The sequence below is a fragment of the Curtobacterium subtropicum genome (genome assembly GCF_030362975.1).
Classification (GTDB): domain Bacteria; phylum Actinomycetota; class Actinomycetes; order Actinomycetales; family Microbacteriaceae; genus Curtobacterium; species Curtobacterium subtropicum.
On the sequence record NZ_JAUCMM010000003.1, the window covers coordinates 1 to 15281 of the forward strand.

18 protein-coding genes are annotated in these 15281 nt (G+C 72.1%); 7 read left to right on the plus strand and 11 right to left on the minus strand.

Translation table 11 applies throughout. The features are described 5' to 3' along the window. Nucleotides 1-230 precede the first annotated feature (230 nt). The gene (locus QUG98_RS05270) at nucleotides 231-884 is read right to left on the minus strand and encodes a COG1361 family protein (protein ID WP_289469582.1); all 654 of its coding nucleotides are present in this window, start codon (nucleotides 882-884) and stop codon (nucleotides 231-233) included. A 165-nt stretch (nucleotides 885-1049) separates the two neighbouring features. On the opposite strand from QUG98_RS05270, the gene QUG98_RS05275 reads away from it, so the two are divergent. Together QUG98_RS05275 and QUG98_RS05280 are read left to right on the plus strand one after the other, a co-directional pair. Beyond that, nucleotides 1050-1505: a MarR family winged helix-turn-helix transcriptional regulator gene (locus QUG98_RS05275; RefSeq protein WP_289469583.1), complete on the plus strand. Its 456-nt coding sequence runs from the start codon at nucleotides 1050-1052 to the stop codon at nucleotides 1503-1505. 76 nt (nucleotides 1506-1581) lie between these two features. Beyond that, nucleotides 1582-2565 (plus strand): TerC family protein, encoded by a 984-nt coding sequence (locus QUG98_RS05280; RefSeq protein ID WP_058749078.1) that lies wholly within the window; start codon nucleotides 1582-1584, stop codon nucleotides 2563-2565. On the opposite strand, the gene QUG98_RS05285 is transcribed toward QUG98_RS05280, so the two are convergent. Further along, nucleotides 2552-3151 (minus strand): TetR/AcrR family transcriptional regulator, encoded by a 600-nt coding sequence (locus QUG98_RS05285; protein ID WP_289469584.1) that lies wholly within the window; start codon nucleotides 3149-3151, stop codon nucleotides 2552-2554. The two genes, QUG98_RS05280 and QUG98_RS05285, sit on opposite strands and share 14 nt — an antisense overlap. Nucleotides 3152-3213: 62 nt before the next feature. Here QUG98_RS05285 and QUG98_RS05290 point away from each other — a divergent pair, with 62 nt between their 5' ends. Further along, on the plus strand, nucleotides 3214-3867 hold the full coding sequence (locus tag QUG98_RS05290; protein ID WP_289469585.1) for an NAD(P)-dependent oxidoreductase: 654 nt from the start codon (nucleotides 3214-3216) through the stop codon (nucleotides 3865-3867). Between the two features lie 68 nt (nucleotides 3868-3935). Here the strand turns inward: QUG98_RS05290 and QUG98_RS05295 are convergent, their stop codons facing one another. From QUG98_RS05295 to QUG98_RS05310, 4 genes are read right to left on the minus strand one after another with little or no spacing between them, the layout of a single operon-like run. Beyond that, nucleotides 3936-5036, minus strand: a complete 1101-nt coding sequence (locus tag QUG98_RS05295) for an AI-2E family transporter (RefSeq protein ID WP_289469586.1) — start codon at nucleotides 5034-5036, stop codon at nucleotides 3936-3938. Further along, nucleotides 5033-6124, minus strand: a complete 1092-nt coding sequence (locus QUG98_RS05300; protein ID WP_289469587.1) for a Brp/Blh family beta-carotene 15,15'-dioxygenase — start codon at nucleotides 6122-6124, stop codon at nucleotides 5033-5035. Before QUG98_RS05300 ends, QUG98_RS05295 begins: the two co-directional genes overlap by 4 nt. After that, a complete protein-coding gene (locus QUG98_RS05305; RefSeq protein WP_289469588.1) occupies nucleotides 6121-7458 on the minus strand; it encodes a lycopene cyclase family protein in 1338 nt (445 codons plus the stop codon). Before QUG98_RS05305 ends, QUG98_RS05300 begins: the two co-directional genes overlap by 4 nt. Beyond that, entirely contained in the window at nucleotides 7436-8353 is a 918-nt protein-coding gene (locus QUG98_RS05310) for a bacteriorhodopsin (protein ID WP_289469589.1), read from the minus strand. Before QUG98_RS05310 ends, QUG98_RS05305 begins: the two co-directional genes overlap by 23 nt. Nucleotides 8354-8545: 192 nt before the next feature. On the opposite strand from QUG98_RS05310, the gene QUG98_RS05315 reads away from it, so the two are divergent. From QUG98_RS05315 to QUG98_RS05325, 3 genes are read left to right on the plus strand one after another with little or no spacing between them, the layout of a single operon-like run. After that, a complete protein-coding gene (locus QUG98_RS05315; protein WP_289469590.1) occupies nucleotides 8546-9199 on the plus strand; it encodes a response regulator transcription factor in 654 nt (217 codons plus the stop codon). A 9-nt stretch (nucleotides 9200-9208) separates the two neighbouring features. Continuing rightward, nucleotides 9209-9691 (plus strand): MarR family transcriptional regulator, encoded by a 483-nt coding sequence (locus tag QUG98_RS05320; RefSeq protein ID WP_289469591.1) that lies wholly within the window; start codon nucleotides 9209-9211, stop codon nucleotides 9689-9691. 25 nt (nucleotides 9692-9716) lie between these two features. Continuing rightward, nucleotides 9717-10271: a GNAT family N-acetyltransferase gene (locus QUG98_RS05325; RefSeq protein ID WP_289469592.1), complete on the plus strand. Its 555-nt coding sequence runs from the start codon at nucleotides 9717-9719 to the stop codon at nucleotides 10269-10271. Nucleotides 10272-10327: 56 nt separating this feature from the next. Here QUG98_RS05325 and QUG98_RS05330 read toward each other — a convergent pair whose 3' ends face one another. After that, a complete protein-coding gene (locus QUG98_RS05330; protein ID WP_289469593.1) occupies nucleotides 10328-10684 on the minus strand; it encodes a hypothetical protein in 357 nt (118 codons plus the stop codon). 99 nt (nucleotides 10685-10783) lie between these two features. Next, the gene (locus tag QUG98_RS05335; RefSeq protein ID WP_289469594.1) at nucleotides 10784-11518 is read right to left on the minus strand and encodes an SDR family NAD(P)-dependent oxidoreductase; all 735 of its coding nucleotides are present in this window, start codon (nucleotides 11516-11518) and stop codon (nucleotides 10784-10786) included. Nucleotides 11519-11595: 77 nt separating this feature from the next. Here QUG98_RS05335 and QUG98_RS05340 point away from each other — a divergent pair, with 77 nt between their 5' ends. Continuing rightward, nucleotides 11596-12174: a TetR/AcrR family transcriptional regulator gene (locus QUG98_RS05340; protein WP_289469595.1), complete on the plus strand. Its 579-nt coding sequence runs from the start codon at nucleotides 11596-11598 to the stop codon at nucleotides 12172-12174. A gap of 36 nt (nucleotides 12175-12210) precedes the next feature. On the opposite strand, the gene QUG98_RS05345 is transcribed toward QUG98_RS05340, so the two are convergent. The 3 genes from QUG98_RS05345 to QUG98_RS05355 all read right to left on the minus strand — a co-directional run bounded on the left by QUG98_RS05345 (nucleotide 12211) and on the right by QUG98_RS05355 (nucleotide 15252). Continuing rightward, the gene (locus QUG98_RS05345) at nucleotides 12211-12594 is read right to left on the minus strand and encodes a VOC family protein (RefSeq protein WP_289469596.1); all 384 of its coding nucleotides are present in this window, start codon (nucleotides 12592-12594) and stop codon (nucleotides 12211-12213) included. Between the two features lie 153 nt (nucleotides 12595-12747). Further along, a complete protein-coding gene (locus QUG98_RS05350) occupies nucleotides 12748-13443 on the minus strand; it encodes a helix-turn-helix transcriptional regulator (RefSeq protein ID WP_289469597.1) in 696 nt (231 codons plus the stop codon). Nucleotides 13444-13518: 75 nt separating this feature from the next. After that, on the minus strand, nucleotides 13519-15252 hold the full coding sequence (locus tag QUG98_RS05355) for an alkaline phosphatase family protein (RefSeq protein ID WP_289469598.1): 1734 nt from the start codon (nucleotides 15250-15252) through the stop codon (nucleotides 13519-13521). Nucleotides 15253-15281: the final 29 nt, after the last annotated feature.

A 15281-nucleotide genomic window follows, 5' to 3' on the forward strand; every position in this document is an offset into this window, starting at 1 on the left:
GTGGCGGCACTCGGACGTGGTGGCGTCCGAGTGCCGCCGGGGGTGGGCGCGGTCCGACCGGACGGGGGGATGACGGTCGGGCTGCGCCGGGGGTGACGTCACCCGACCGGACGGGGGGCTGCCGGTCGGGGGCGTCGGTCTGGGAGGTCGGCCGGGGGGCCGGCCGCGGGGTGCGGGAGCGGTGCCGGCGGGGCGGGATCAGGGCGTCACGCCGGCTCGCTCCTCGGGGGTCAGGCGGTGAAGGTCCAGGTCATCGGGACCGAGGCGGCGAGACCCTGGTACGTGTTGCCGGCCGACGGGTCGAGGGTCACGGCGAAGTTGAAGGGGACGGTCGCGCCGGCTGCGGGGGCCTGCGGCATCGTGAAGGACGAGGCCGGCGCGCCCTTGAAGCTGGCGAGGGTACCGCTGAAGACGGTGGTCGAACCCGAGGTGATGACGAGGTTCATCTTGGCGCAGAGGTCGGTCGCGGTGCCGTTCTGGGTGCCGTTGGCCGACTGCGTGCAGGTCGCACCCGGGGTGAGCGTGAAGGTCGCGGCGTTCGCGGTACCGGTGTTCTTGATCGAGATCGCGGTGTTCACGGTGTTGCCCGGCGTCATCGTCGTGCTGCCGCCGAACTTGTTGATGGTCGAGCAGGTCGCCGCGTTCGTGGAGACGGAGCCGCCGTCGGTGCTGAGACAGGTGACGGTCGCGCCGGCGTTCTGCTCCTGCATGACCAGGGTGCCGGTGGCGGCGGTGTTGCTCGAGTTCGTGATGCTCGCGGCGAACCCGGACAGGGTGCCGGTCAGCGAGAGCGACAGCAGGACGGCCGCGAAGATGCCGGCCAGGAGCGCCACGGGGGCGAAACGGATCCGCTTCAGTGCGGAGGTGCGGAGCTTGGTGGACACGGTGGACCTCTTCGTTCGGTGTGGTGCGGGAAGTCTGGGAGCAAGGGGTTCGGGCCGACTTGCTTCAACCATCAAGATAGTTAGTTGTTCGCCAACTTGACCACTCGTATGATTACCCCAGACCGGGGGACGCCTCGTGTCCTCCCTTCGACGGAAGCAGGTCCCGTGGCCCCCACCAGCGACGACGACGCCGACCTCATGGCAGCCTTCGCCGCGGTCGTCCGCGCGCACACGAGCCTGATCGGGCAACTGAGCGCACGGGCCGGCATCCACGAGAACGCCCTGCGCGCGCTCGTGCTCGTCAGCGACACCGGGTACTCGACCCCCACCGAGGTCGCGGGGTACCTCGGGCTGACCTCGGGTGCGGTGACGAACATGATCGACCGCATGACGGCCGCCGGGCTGCTCGAGCGTGCGCCCAACCCCGCCGACCGACGCGGATCGCTGCTGCGCCTGCTGCCCGCGGGCGAGACCGTGGTCGACGACTACCGGGCCCGGTACGGCGCGATGCTGCGCGCCGTCGACGGCGCGCACGGCGGCGAGCTGCACGAGGTGCTCAACGCCCTGGCGACCAGCCTGTACGAGCAGGCGGCCGACGCGGTCGGCGACCGCGGGGACTGACCGAGGGACGCGACGGACGGGAGGCACGTGGCGGGCCCGCCGCGCGCCTCCCGTCCGCATGCCCCAGACTGGGACGATGCCCCAGCTCCCCGTCGTCTTCGAGGTCGGCTCCATCATCGCGCTCGTCGCGATCCTGCTCGTCGACCTGCTCATCGTCGCTCGGCGGCCGCACGTGCCGAGCCTGCGGGAGTCCGGGGCGTGGGTCGGCGTCTACGTCGGACTGGCGCTCGTCTTCGCGGTCCTCATGCTCGTCTTCGCCGGCGGGGACGCGGCGGGGCAGTTCGTCGCCGGCTGGCTGACCGAGTACAGCCTGAGCATCGACAACCTGTTCGTCTTCGTCATCATCATGGCGCGCTTCAGCGTGCCGAAGGCGATCCAGCAGGAGGTGCTGATGCTCGGCATCATCATCGCCCTGGTGCTCCGCGGGGTGTTCATCCTGGTCGGCGCGCAGCTCATCGAGGACTTCACCTGGATCTTCTACCTGTTCGGCGCCTGGCTGATCTGGACCGCGATCCAGCAGCTCCGCGAGGACGACGACGAGGAGCAGCAGGACAGCGCCCTCGTCCGACTGCTCCGTCGGCGCGTCCGGATCACGGACGAGTTCGACGGCATGAAGTTCCGCGTGTCCCAGGACGGGGCGAAGCACTTCACCCCGCTCCTCATCGTGCTCATCGCGATCGGCACCACCGACCTGCTGTTCGCGCTCGACTCGATCCCCGCGATCTTCGGCATCACCGAGAGTGCCTTCATCGTCTTCACCGCGAACGTCTTCGCCCTGATGGGCCTGCGGCAGCTGTACTTCCTGCTCGGTGGGCTGCTGGAGCGCCTGGTCTACCTGAAGTACGGGATCGCGCTCATCCTGGCGTTCATCGGCGTGAAGCTCGTGCTGCACGCCCTGCACGAGAACGAGCTGCCCTTCCTCAACGGCGGCGAGGGCTTCTCGTGGGCGCCGGAGATCCCGACGTGGGTGTCGCTCGTGGTGATCCTCGTCGCGATGGCGGGAGCGACCGGCGCGAGCCTGGTGCGGATGCGGCGGGACGCGGTGGTCAGCGGGCGCTGACCGTCCGGGCGGCCAGGTCCGACCCGAGCATCATCTCCATCGCGTCACCGACGAGACGGTCCCCGTCCGCGCGGGCGATCCGGTGCGCGGCGACGAGCGCGGCGATGCCCTGCATCGAGGCCGCGAACAGCATCTTGAACGTGTCGCGGGCGCCCTCGTCCGTGCGCCCGTCCCGCGGGCCCATCGCGCTGTCGAGCGCGTCGAACAGGTCCCGTGCGGCGCTCGAGACGGCCTCCGGGCGACCGCCTGCGCCGGTCTGGAACATCAGGTCCATGAGTGCGGAGTCGTCGATGGCGAAGTCGACGTAGGCGCGGGCGACGCGGAGGAACCGCTCCCGGACGTCGTGCTGCCCCGCCACCGCGCGACGGACATCGTTGGTCAGGCGGTGGAAGCCGGCCTCCGCCAGCGCGTCGAGCAGTGCCTGCCGGTCCACGAAGTGGCTCCGCGGTGCGCCGTGGCTCACGCCCACCCGTCGGGCGAGGTCACGGAGGGACAGCCCGTCGACGCCGGACTGGCGGATGACGACGATCGCCTCGTCGAGCAGCGCGGTGCGCAGGTTCCCGTGGTGGAAGGACCGGTCGCTCACGGGATCATCCTACCGCGGAACTAGTCATTGACTACTTTCTTGTCAGTGTCTAGATTTGCCGCATGACCTCGAACCAGACACTCCTCGTGCTCGGCGCGACCGGCCAGACCGGTCAGCACTTCACCCGACTCGCCCTCGACGCCGGCCACCGGGTCCGGGCGCTCGCCAGGAACCCCGCGAAGCTCTCGCTGCAGCACGACGGGCTCGAGGTCGTGCAGGGGTCGATCTCGGAACCGCTCGACCTCGACGCCCTGCTCGAGGGCGTGGACGCGGTGGTCCTCATGCTCGGTGACGTGGTGGCGCAGCGCGACCGCCTCGTGAACACCCCGTTCGTGCAGGCACTCGTCCCGGTCATGCGCCGGAAGGGGGTCCGTCGCCTGCTCTACCAGGCGGGTGGGCTGAGTGCGGCTCCGGGGAAGCGGCTGATGCCCGTGCTGCGGCTCGTCCGCGCGACCATCGCGCGCTCGTACGACGGGCAGCACCGCGACAACGAGGCCGTGATGCGCTGGCTCGACACCGAGGCCCGCGACCTGGCCTGGGTCGTGCACCGCGCGGGCATCGGTTCGGACGGTCCGTCGAAGGGCGAGCTGCGACGGTCCCGGACGTGGATCAGCATCGCGACCTTCGTGGACTGCGCGGCCTACTCGCTGCGCCTGCTCTTCGACGACGACGCCGCGCACACGTGCGACGGGAGCGCCTACCGCCGGGAACGGTGAACGGCGCTCCGCGGCGGCGGGCGGCACGACGGTGAGCGGTGCCGCGCGGACCCGGACCGGCCGGTTCGTCACCCGGCCGGTTCGGCGCTCTTCGGGATCGGCAGCGCGATCTCGACGTCGGGGTCGTCCTGCCGGGCGGCGCGGATCATCGAGTTCGCAGTCGCGGCGAGCGGCACGGCGAAGAACCCGCCAGCGATGCCGCCGATCGTCGTGCCCGCGATCACGGCGAGCAACACCGCGAGCGGGTGGACCGCGACGACCGAGCCCGTCAGGAACGGGTGCAGCACCTGCCCCTCGAGCTGCTGCACGAGCACGACGATCCCGAGCATGACGAGGGCCACCACCCACCCCTTGAACACCAGCGCGAGCAGCACCGCGACCGCCCCCGCGGCGAAGGCACCGACGACCGGGATGAACGCCCCGACGAAGACGACCACCCCGATGGGTCCGGCGAGCGGCGCCCCGAGCAGGAAGGCGCCGAGCGCGATGCCGATCGCGTCCGTCGCGGCGATGATCACCTGCACACGGATGAAGTGCGTCAGGGTCGTCCACCCGGCCTCGCCGGCGACGCCGATCCGGTGCTGCGCGGCCCGCGGGAAGAGCGAGACGACCCACTCCCACATGTGGCGACCGCCGGTGAGCGCGAAGATCGTCACGAAGGTCACGATGAAGAGCCCTTCGCCCAGGTGCACCAGGGTCGCCCCCGCGACGACGATCCCCTGCTGCAGTTCGGCGGCGTGCTGCTCGACGAAGGTCCTGGCGTCGGCGGACAGGGTGTCGAGGTCGACCGACGGCAGGCCGAACGGCGGGTGCCGCAGCAGGTCCTGCACGGTCCCGATGAGCGCGACCGTCCGGTCCTCGAGGCTGGGGAGCTGCTCGCTGACGCGCCAGACGACCAGGAACACGAGCAGCGCGATCCCGCCCACGAGCGACAGCAGCGCGATCACGATCGCGAGCCACTTCGGGACGCCGTGGCGCTGCAGCACAGCGCTGAACGGGACGAGGAGTGCCGCGACCACCAGACCGATGAGCAACGGCACCACGACGTTCGACAGGGTGAAGGCGATCCAGCCGACCAGACCGACCGCCGCGGCGATGACGAGGATCCGACCGGCGAAGACCGCGCCGGTGCGCAGGCCGGAGGCACGGGGCGTGGGGGTGTCGGTCACGGGACGTCCTTCGTTCGGGGTGCGGGGCGTGCGAGTTCGGGTGCGCGTCGGGACCACGTGCGCTGGACGTGGTCCATCCACGTGACGACCACGGTGTGCGGGGTGGTGAGTGCGGCGATGAGGGCGAGGTAGACCCCGAGGTCGACCCGCCGGACCACGACGGCGAGCACCACGAGCATCGCCACTGCGATCGCCGTGATCGGCCACGCCTGACGGGCGAACCGGAGGAACGGTGCGAGCAGTCGCCCGCGGTGCAGCTGCCGCGCGCTGGTCGGGTCCGTGAGCTCCAGCCGGAGGACGTGCCGGACCGCGTGCCACAGGGTGAAGTAGAGCCCGACCGCGAGCACCGGCGGGACGACGGTGAAGAAGGCGACGAGCACGAGGTCCTCGGAGACCTGCCGCCAGCGCGGCCCGCCCGATCGACCGACCGCCACGACGTGCAGCACGACGAGCACGAGGACGAGGGCGGCGCCCGCGATCCGGACCGCAGCGGGGACGACGAGGACGGCTCGGCCGATCCCGCCGTCGACCACGGCCGCGGACGCGACGACGACCTGCACGGCAGCACCCGGCTGCGCCACGAAGGGCACGAACATCGGCAGCGCACCGCGCACCAGCACGGTCAGGACGGAGCCGGCGCGTCCCGCTGCGCCGTCGCCGAGCAGTCGGTCCACGAAGAGGTCGCCCTGCCCCCAGTGGAACCACGTGATCGCGACGAACACGGCGAAGCCCAGCAGCGGCGCGGCGATCCAGAGCGCGGCGGTGGCCGACCCGACGACGAGGTACAGGGCGACGACCACCAGGACCGAGCGCGCCGTGCTCGTCCCCGGGCGCAGCCGGGCGGGGACGAGGTGGTCGAGCGCACCGTGCGGGAGCCCGAACACCAGGACGCTGACGGCGAAGGGGACGAGCTGGACGGCCATCGGCACCGGTGTGCCGCTGAGCCGGAAGACCGCGCAGACCAGGGCCGTGACGGCCAGGACCACGGTGACGGGCGCCAGCACGTGGTCGGCGACCCACGTGCGGAGCGCGGGGAGAGCGGTCTCCGGGAGCGCGAGCACGGGATCCGCGGCGGTCACGGCGGTCACCGAGTGCTCCCCGCCGCACGGCCGCGACGGGCGTCGACGTCGGCGTCGGCGTCGGCGTGCGCAACCGCTTCCGTCCGGCGTCGGGTGACCGCGTCGACCACGGTGCGGACGAGCGCCGCGAGGAACGGCGGCTTCTGCAGCGCCAGCACGATCCGTACGTCGTCCGCGGAGGTCGAGCGCTCCGTCAGGAACCGGACGACGAGCGGCCCGGGCAGCGCGAACAGGCGGCGGAACGCCTCCGGGGCCTGCTCCGGTCGGTCGCGTAGGAACCGGAGGAAGACCGCGTCGAGGAACCGCGTGCGCCAGCCGTCGACGAACGGCGGGACGGGCGTGCCGGCCGCCAGGTGCTGCGCGACGACGGCACTGTGCCGGTTGCTCCGGGCGAACCCGTAGCCGCTGCTCGGTCGGGTCGTCCCGACGACGGCCTCCGCATCCGACCACCGCGCACCGGTTCGGACCGGGGCGTCGGTCATCGGGATGCACCCCCGCTCCGAGTCGACGATCCGCCACTCGTCCGGCCGCAGGTCCCAGCGCCGCTCGACGTACTGCGTGACGTGGTCCTCGTGGTCGAACGGGTCCGCGGCGTCCGGCGTGAAGAGCGTGCTCTCGACGAGGGCCTCGGTGGGGGAGACCGGCAGGACGTACACGAACCGCACGGGTCCGGGGGCGGCCTGCCCGGTGAAGTCCATGAGCGTCGCGGTCGTCGTGTCGAAGACGGGCCGGTCCGCGGTGATCCAGTGTCCGACGAACCGTTGGTGGAGCAGGACCCGGCCGGCACCGACGTGCTCCGGGCAGCGCGGTCCCCGGGCATCGAGCACGCTCGCCGCCCGCACGGTGCCGAGGGCCGACTCGACCGAGACGCCCGGACCGTCCGTCACGGGCACCGCCGTCACCGCGGTCACGGGGGCACCGTCGACCACCCGGACGCCACCGAGCGCGGCCAGCCGCCGCTCGGCAGCTGCCCGTCGGTCCGCCGCGCGCACCAGGACGTAGGGGTGGTCGGGGTCCGTCCCGACGCTCGTGCCCCGGTCGGTCCGGACCTCCCACCGGGTCCACGAGGCCGAGCGGGCCTCGGGGAGGGGATCGCTGCCGTCGTCCCACGAGCACCACGAGCGCGGGTCCGGTGTGGAGCGGCCCTCGAGCACCAGGACGGACGGGTCTCCCGGCAGCGCGGCGAGGTGGACCGCCGTCGCGATGCCGGAGCAACCACCGCCCACCACGGCGACGTCGACGGAGGCGGGTAGCGGCCCCGCGACGGGGCCGGGGGCCGGAGCGACGTGCGCTCCGGCCCCCGTGGTGGTCGTGCCGGTGTCAGCGACGGACACGGTGCTCACCGCGACCTGCGACGGTGGCGGTGTCGGACTCGGTCGCGGTGTCGGGCAGGGTGCCGTCGGCGAGCTTCTCGGACGAGACCCACAGCGCCTCGGGCAGGGTGTCGACGCCGGCGCGGACGTCCTCGGCGGACCGGAACTTGGCGACCTTGTGGATCATCGCGCCGAAGCCGACCTTCGCGACGATGTCCGCGGCCGACAGGACGACCTGCATCCAGGTGATGACGGCGCCACCGTGGCCCCAGCCCTGCAGGCCGAAGATGATCGGGTAGGCCATCCAGGTGACGATGAGCAGGATCCCCGCGTTGCGGAGCGTGGTCGCCGCCTCCGAGCCCTTCAGGTCGCGGCCGCCCTTGACGACCACGTAGATCACGAGGAGGTACAGGACCACCATGAATACGCCGGAGATGATGCCCCAGGTCCAGAGGGCCGGCATGCTCGTGCCGGAGTCGATCGCGACGCCGCCGACGAAGCCGGTGCTGATCATCAGGAACGCGGCGGCCACGCCGACCGCGCGCAGGCGGCGGGCCGCGACGCCGGCCAGGGTGGCGACGGCCAGGAGCTCGATGACGAGCAGCGGGACGGTGACGGTCCAGTCGAAGTAGCGCGGTGCCCAGGACAGGATCGCGTTCGCGTTCGGGACCCACGAGTCACCCTTGCGGTCGTACCCGAGGGCGAAGGACGCGACGAGCACGACGTACGACAGGAAGGCGACGCCGGTGATCGCCGTCCCCGCGTAGACGCCGGTCCGGTAGCGACCGGTGACCTCGTTCGTGGACACGATCGACTTCACGAAGAACGCGAGGAGCGCGAGTCCGGCGACGGAGAGTGCGTAGACGATGATCGAGTGCTCCGCGAGCGTCAGCGTCGCGTTCCACGGAGCGAGTGCATCCGACATGAGGGGTCCTTCCGGGGGATCGAGGGGCGGCGCATCAGGGCCGACCAGGAAAACTTGCTCCCGGGCAACCATCGCGGTTCCCAGGCCCGGCTGCAGACGGGGTACAAGGCCGTCCGTAGCGTGGTGATCTCGACGGAACTCGCGTCGATCAGCACCCGTCTCACCCCCAGGGGTGGTCCTGAGAGGATCCAGATGCCCGGCCGCATCCGCGTCGCGCTCGTCAACGACTACGAGCTGGTCCTCCGCGGCCTCGCCGACCTGCTCGCGCCGTTCGCGGACCGGCTCGAGGTCGTGCAGCTCGACGCCCGACGGCGGGTCACCGTGGACGTCGACGTCGCGCTCTACGACACGTTCGCGCAGCCGGAGCCCGACGACCAGGACGTGACCCGGTTGACGTCGAACCCCCGCATCCGGACCGTCGCCGTGTTCACGTGGAAGATGGACCAGGACCTCATCGACGCGGCGGTCGCCCGAGGCGCCACGGGGTACTTCGCGAAGAGCTCGACCGGCGAGCAGCTCGCCGACGGGCTCCTGCGGGTCGCCGCCGGCGAACGGGTGCTCGACGCCCCTCGGCGCCGGGTCCCGAGCGGTCCCGGGGTCGACTGGCCGGGTCGGGAGCACGGGATCTCCGACCGGCAGTCCGAGATCCTCGCCCTGATCACCCAGGGGAAGCGGAACGACGAGATCGCCGAACTCACGCACCTGAGCCCGAACACGGTCAAGACCCACATCCGGACGCTCTACAGCAAGATCGGCGCGGTGAACCGGGTCGACGCGGTCCTCTGGGGCACCGACCACGGGTTCCGGCCCGACCACCACAGCGTCGACCGGGCGACCTCGCCGTAGGATTGCCGCGTGCGCGACGACGATGAGCAGCAGTCACGAACGGAGTCGTCCGTGGTGGACGCATCGGTCGTCGGACTCGGCATCGTGCTCCGGTCACTCGCCCCCGCGCTCGAGCAGGTGACGTTGCAGCAGTACCGGATCCTCGTCCTCCTCGTCACCCGCGGCGCACTGCGCGCCGGAGACCTGGCGGTCGAGCTCGGACTGCTGCCGTCGGGCATCACCCGGATGGTCGACCGCCTGGTCCGCGACGGCTGGGTGACCCGACGGACCTCCGGACGCGAGGTCCTGGTCACCGCCGGTGACGAGGCCGTCGCACTCGTCGAGCACGTGCTCGCCCGCCGGGCGGTCGAGATCCGGGCGGCACTGCGCCGGATGACCCCCGAGGAGCGGACCGCGGTCCGCGCCGCAGCAGACGCGCTGGTCCGGACCACGGGGGCGGAGCCGATGCTCGACGCTCAGATCCTCCTCGCCACCGCGCCGCCCGGGCGCTGATCCCGCCGGCCCGTAGCGTGGTCGCATGGCGATCGCGCTGACCAGGACCGAACCGCAGGGTGCCGACCGGGAGGCCCTGGTCACCTTCCACACGTCGGCCGACTTCCCCTTCCACGTCCGCGCACACCCCACTCGCGCCGACCTGGAGCGCGCGGTCGACCGCGGCGCGTTCCGCGACGACGAGCACGACTCCTGGTGGCTCGACGACGACCGGCTCGGCCGCGTCGGCCTGGTCGTGCTCGAGGACCTGCAGGACCCGGCCCCGCTGCTCGACCTGCGGCTCGCGCCGGCGTTCCGTGGGCGGGGACTCGGGCTCCCGGCCCTGCGCGCGGTCACCGACCACGTGTTCCGCACGATGTCGGAGGTCACGCGCTTCGAGGGGCAGACGCGCGAGGACAACACCGCCATGCGCCGGGTGTTCCTGCGCGCCGGGTGGGTGCAGGAGGCGTACTACCGGGAGTCGTGGCCGGTCGAGGGCGGGTCACCGAAGGCGTCGGTGGCGTACGGGGTGCTCCGCCGCGACTGGGAGACGGGCGCGGTGACACCGGTGCCCTGGAGCGACGTCACGCTCGACGACTGACCGGCTCGTCCGGGCCTCGTCCGGGCCTCGTCCGGCTCTCGACCGGCCGGTGCCGCTCAGGCGGGCTCGTCGACCAGCGCCGTGAACCGACTGCCGACCCCGTACACGAGGTGCCGCGTGGTCCCGGGCGCCGGCGGCGGCACCTCGTCGTGGTCGTGGCACACCAGCAGGGTCCACTCGGGCCACCACTTCTTCGGCCGCTCCTGCTCCGAGAACCCGCAGACGGCGCACTCCAGGTGCGCCCAGACCTTCTTCGCGCCCGTGCGGTTGCCCCGCGACTGCGCGAGCCACGCGGGCGGGTCCTGCTCGATCCGCTCGAGCTCGGACTCGCTGATGTGGGACGGGATGCCGTGGCGAGCGGCCATCTCGAGCGGGATGTCGAGCCGGATGGCGGCGTCGCGGCGGGAGAGCATCCGTCCAGGGTAGGTCGTCCCGGCCGGGAGGCGCCTCCCGCGGCCCCGCCACGTCCCACGCGGACGCAGCGGGGCCGTCGCGGTCGGCGGCCGGGTGGATCAGACGGCGATGCGTCCGCCGTCGACCGGCAGCACCGCGCCGTGCACGAAGGACGCCGTGTCGGCGGCGAGGAACGCGATCGCCTCGGCGACCTCCTGCGCGGACCCCGGGCGTCCCGCCGGACCGGCAGCTGCGAGCTGATCGAGCGCCTCACCCATGGCCGCGGTGCCCTCGGTGCGGGTCGGGCCGGGGCTCACGGCGTTCACGCGGACGCCGGACGGCCCGAACTCGGCCGCCCAGGACTTCGTGAGCAGGACCAGCGCCGCCTTGGTCGAGCCGTACAGGCCCATGCCCGCGGCACCGAACTCGGCGACCATCGTGGTCACGTTGACGATCGCGCCGGCACCGCGCTCCGCCATGCCCGGGGCCAGCGCCGCGACGAGGAAGTACGGCGCCTTGACGTTCAGGCCGTACACCTCGTCGAAGCCCTCGGGCGTCGTGTCCGCGGTCGGCCCGAACGGGAAGATGCCCGCACTGTTCACGAGTACGTCGATCCGGCCGTCACCGATGCGGAGTGCCTCGGCGGCGAGGGCCCGGGCGCTCTCCGCGTCGCCGAGCTCGGCGCGGACGAAGTCGGCGGTGCCGCCGGCAGCGCGGATGCCGCGGACGACCTCCTCGCCGCGCTCGGCGCTGCGGCCGGAGACGACGACGTGCATGCCACGCGAGGCGAGGAGTTCGGCGGTGGCGCGACCGATGCCGCTGGTGGACCCGGTGACGAGGGCGATGGGAGTCATGATGCCTTCCTGACTGAACAGATCTGTTCGGTTTGTGGTGCTGGTAACTGTACAGATCAGTGCAGTAAAGTCAAACCATGCCCGAGCCCACCAGGACACGTCGTCGCCCCGCGTACGAACGCGCCGTCGCCACCGCCGACCGGCTGTTCTACGAGCAGGGCATCCACGCCGTCGGCGTCGACCAGGTCGCGGCCGAGGCGGACATCTCGAAGGCCAGCCTCTACACGCACTTCCGCACGAAGGACGAGCTCGTGCTCGGCTACCTGCGCGGCCGCAGCACCGCGTGGCAGGACCACGTCGCCGCCGAGCTGCCGTATCGCGGGGCGACCCCGGAGGAGCGGATCGTCGCCGTGTTCGCGCTCCTCGGCGAGTGGTTCGAGGAGCCCGGGTACCGCGGGTGTCCCTTCATCAACGTCGAGGCGGAGTACGGCGCGGGACACCCGACGCACGAGGTGACGCTCGAACACCGCGACTGGGTGCGCGGGCTGTTCAGCGGCCTCCTCGCTGACGCGGGCGTCGAGGACGTCGACGGCACGGCGCTCCAGCTGTGCCTGCTCTACGACGGCGCGATGGCGAGTGCGCAGGCCGATCCGTCGCGGCCGTGGGCACAGGCCGCCGCGACGGCCGCGCGGGCACTGCTCGGACCGACGCGGTAGTCCGCGCGGCGGGGGTGGGTCGGCCCGGCGCCGGGGTCAGTCCTCGCCGTCGGACCCCGGCCGGCTGAACAGGTTGACGACGTTGCCGTCAGGATCGCGGAGCAGTGCGGACCGGTTGCCCCAGGGCATCGTGGTCGGTCCGAGGACGACGTGCTCGGGCTCGGGACGGAGCTGCGCGAAGCGGCCGTCGACGTCGTCGACCTCGAACTCGATGAACACGGACCGGTTCGTGGCGGGCGTCAGGGCGCCGCCGAGCATCGCGACGGTGGCGGTGCTGGCGATCGCGAGGGTCGCACCGGGGCCGGTGAACTGCGCGAAGACGGGCGCGGGGCGCTCGGCGCGCTGGCCGGTGAGCTGCTCGTAGAAGGCGACGAGGCCGTCGAGGTCGTCGGTGACGATGCGGATGGACGTGAACGACAAGGGGTTCCTCCGGTGGTGCTGGTGCTGACGCGGTCGTCGACCAGCTTCACGGGTGGTCGCGACACCGTCCTGTCGGTGTTCGCCGGATCCCGTCGTCGGAGATCGTCCTCGCGCGTCGCCGGACCGCCGTCGGTCCGCGGCTCGGTCGACGGTTCAGTCGCCGCCGACGGGACGGAGTCGTCCGTACTCGATGCCCAGGTCCTCGGTGCGCAGCACGCGCCGCGGTGGCCGCTCGTCGGTCACCTCGATCGACGCCATCCGGTCGCCGCGGAACGCCCGGACACCGTCGCGCAGCCGGCACCACGCGACCAGGTACCAGTGCCCGTCCTTCTCGATCGACCCGAGCGGTTCGACGTCCCGAGACGACTCACTGCCGTCCGCAGCCCGGTACCGCAGCCGCACCACGCGGTCCGAACGCAGGGCCTCGGCGAAGGTGACCGGCGTGACGGGGTCCCCGTCGGCCTCCAGGAAGTGGACTCGTGACGCAACGGCACCGGCTCGTGCCGCGTCGCGGTCCGGCATGACGGCGAGCACCTTGCGTGCCGCGGTGCGGGCAGCCTGCCGGAACGGGCTCGTGCCGAGCGCACCGAGGCCGATCAGCACGGCGAGCGCCTCGTCCGGCGTGAAGCCGGCGGGGCCGAGGGTCGCCGACGCGTCGATGACGTACCCACCCGTGCGGCCGGGCTCCGCCCAGATCGGCAGCCCTGACTGCTGCAGTGCCGCGAGGTCCCGCTCGACGGTCCGCACCGAGACCTCGAACCGCTCCGCGAGACGACGAGCGCTCCGCGGTCGCGGCGCGGCGGCCCGCAGTTCCTCGACGATGCCGTAGAGGCGGTCGGTGCGGTTCACCGACCCATCATCCGGCACACCGGATCGTCAGCGGAAGTCGCCCACCTGACGGTCACCGCTGCTCAGGTGGAGCGGTCAGTCGCGGTCACCGAAGAGTCCGGCGCCGTGCTCGGTGAGGACGTCGTAGGCGTCCCCGAACGTCGTGGGTACCGGGGCGTCGGGCTCGTACTTGGCCAGCAGCAGCCCGAGCAGCCCGATCCCCGGCGCGGTCAGGGGCCGGCGTCGGTCCCGTTCCGACGGCGGACCGCTCCTGCCCTCCGGGTTGGTCGGCACGTACTGCGGGGCGACGTCCGGCCAGAGTTGCGGTTGCCGGGGGACCTTCCGGTTCAGCACGTTGTGGATCCCCGTGGCCTCGGCGTCCCGGTGGGTGAGGGGTTCCAGGCCGTGTTGCTCCGTCAGCGTCCGGATGACTGCAGCGTGGTGCATCGGCTCGTTGATGATCGTCCCGGGTTCCGTGTAGGCGGACACCACGAAGGCCGGCACCCGCCCGCCGAGTCGGTCGAAGGTGAACCCCATCTCCCCCGGGGTCGGTGACCCCGACGGCGTCGCGACGTCTGCGGGTGGTGGGACGTGGTCGTAGATCCCGCCGTGCTCGTCGAAGGTCACCACGAGCGCGGTGTTGATCGCGTTCGATCCGCGCTCGCTCCGTCCGCCGCGGACGGCGTCGTAGACGCTCGCGAGGAGTGCTTCCGCTGCACGGACGTCCGACGTCGCCGACTCGTAGGCGCCGGCGTCCGGCGCACTGTGGTCACCGGGGCTGCCGACCGGCGGGTGCATGTCGTTGTGGTCGAACATCATCCGCGGCTCGACGAACGCGTAGTCGGGGAGGTTCCCGCTCGCCGCGTCGGCGTGGAACTGTTCCATGCTCCGGAAGTTGGTCTTCCAGTACCGCTCGATCGACGGGGCGTGCAGGAAGCCGGTCAGGGACACCACCTGCCGGGCGTCGAAGTACACGCGCCAGGTCTTCCCGGCGTCCTCGAGCCGGTTGAAGATCGTCGGGACGGCGTCCGCGTCGAGCCACTTCTGCGGGCCGCCCTCCCGGCCGTTCGTGACGAAGCCGTGCGAGGTGCTGGCGTGGAAGAACGAGCGGTTGCAGAACGTCTGCGACGGCACCGCGCAGTGCCAGTGGTCGTAGACGGCGAACGACCTGGCGAGCGTGGAGAACACGGGCAGCATCGCCGGCGAGAAGCCGCCCATCACCCGCGAGTACTCCTCGACGCTCGGCTCCCGGCCGCGCTCCAACCGGAAGTTCACCACGTAGTCGTGGACGAACCCGGACATCGTCGGCGTGCTCGTGTCCTCCGGGGCGTTGAACGGCGCCGCGTACCCGTTCCGTGCCGGGTCGGCGTTCTCCGCGGGCTCGACGAGACCGAACCACTGCGTGTTGACGTGCGGGTAGAACTCGCCCGGGTCCGGGTCGGGCTGGCTCATCACGTGGTCGGTCGTCCCCTCGTACACGTGCGCGGGGACGACGGTGCCGTCGGGGGCGGTGTTCTCGTGACGTCCGTCCTGCAGCCCGGCGAAGGACTGCCCGGTGCGGAGGTCGGCGCCGGTGTACAGCCGGCCGAGGACGTGGTCGAAGCTCCGGTTCTCGAACATGACGACGACGACGTGGTCGAAGCCCGGCTCGGGCCGTGCCGGGAGCGGCGTGAAGCCGTACCGGGCATCGTGCACCGACCGGTCGTACGCTGCCCCGGCCCCCACGAGCCCGGCGCCGACGGCAGCGCTGGCCGCGCCGACACCGGCTCGGCGCAGGAAGGTCCGCCGGCTCGGTGCCGGCGTCCCACGGTCCTCGCTCTGGTGGTCCATGCGGTCCATCATCACCCCGTCCTGCCCGC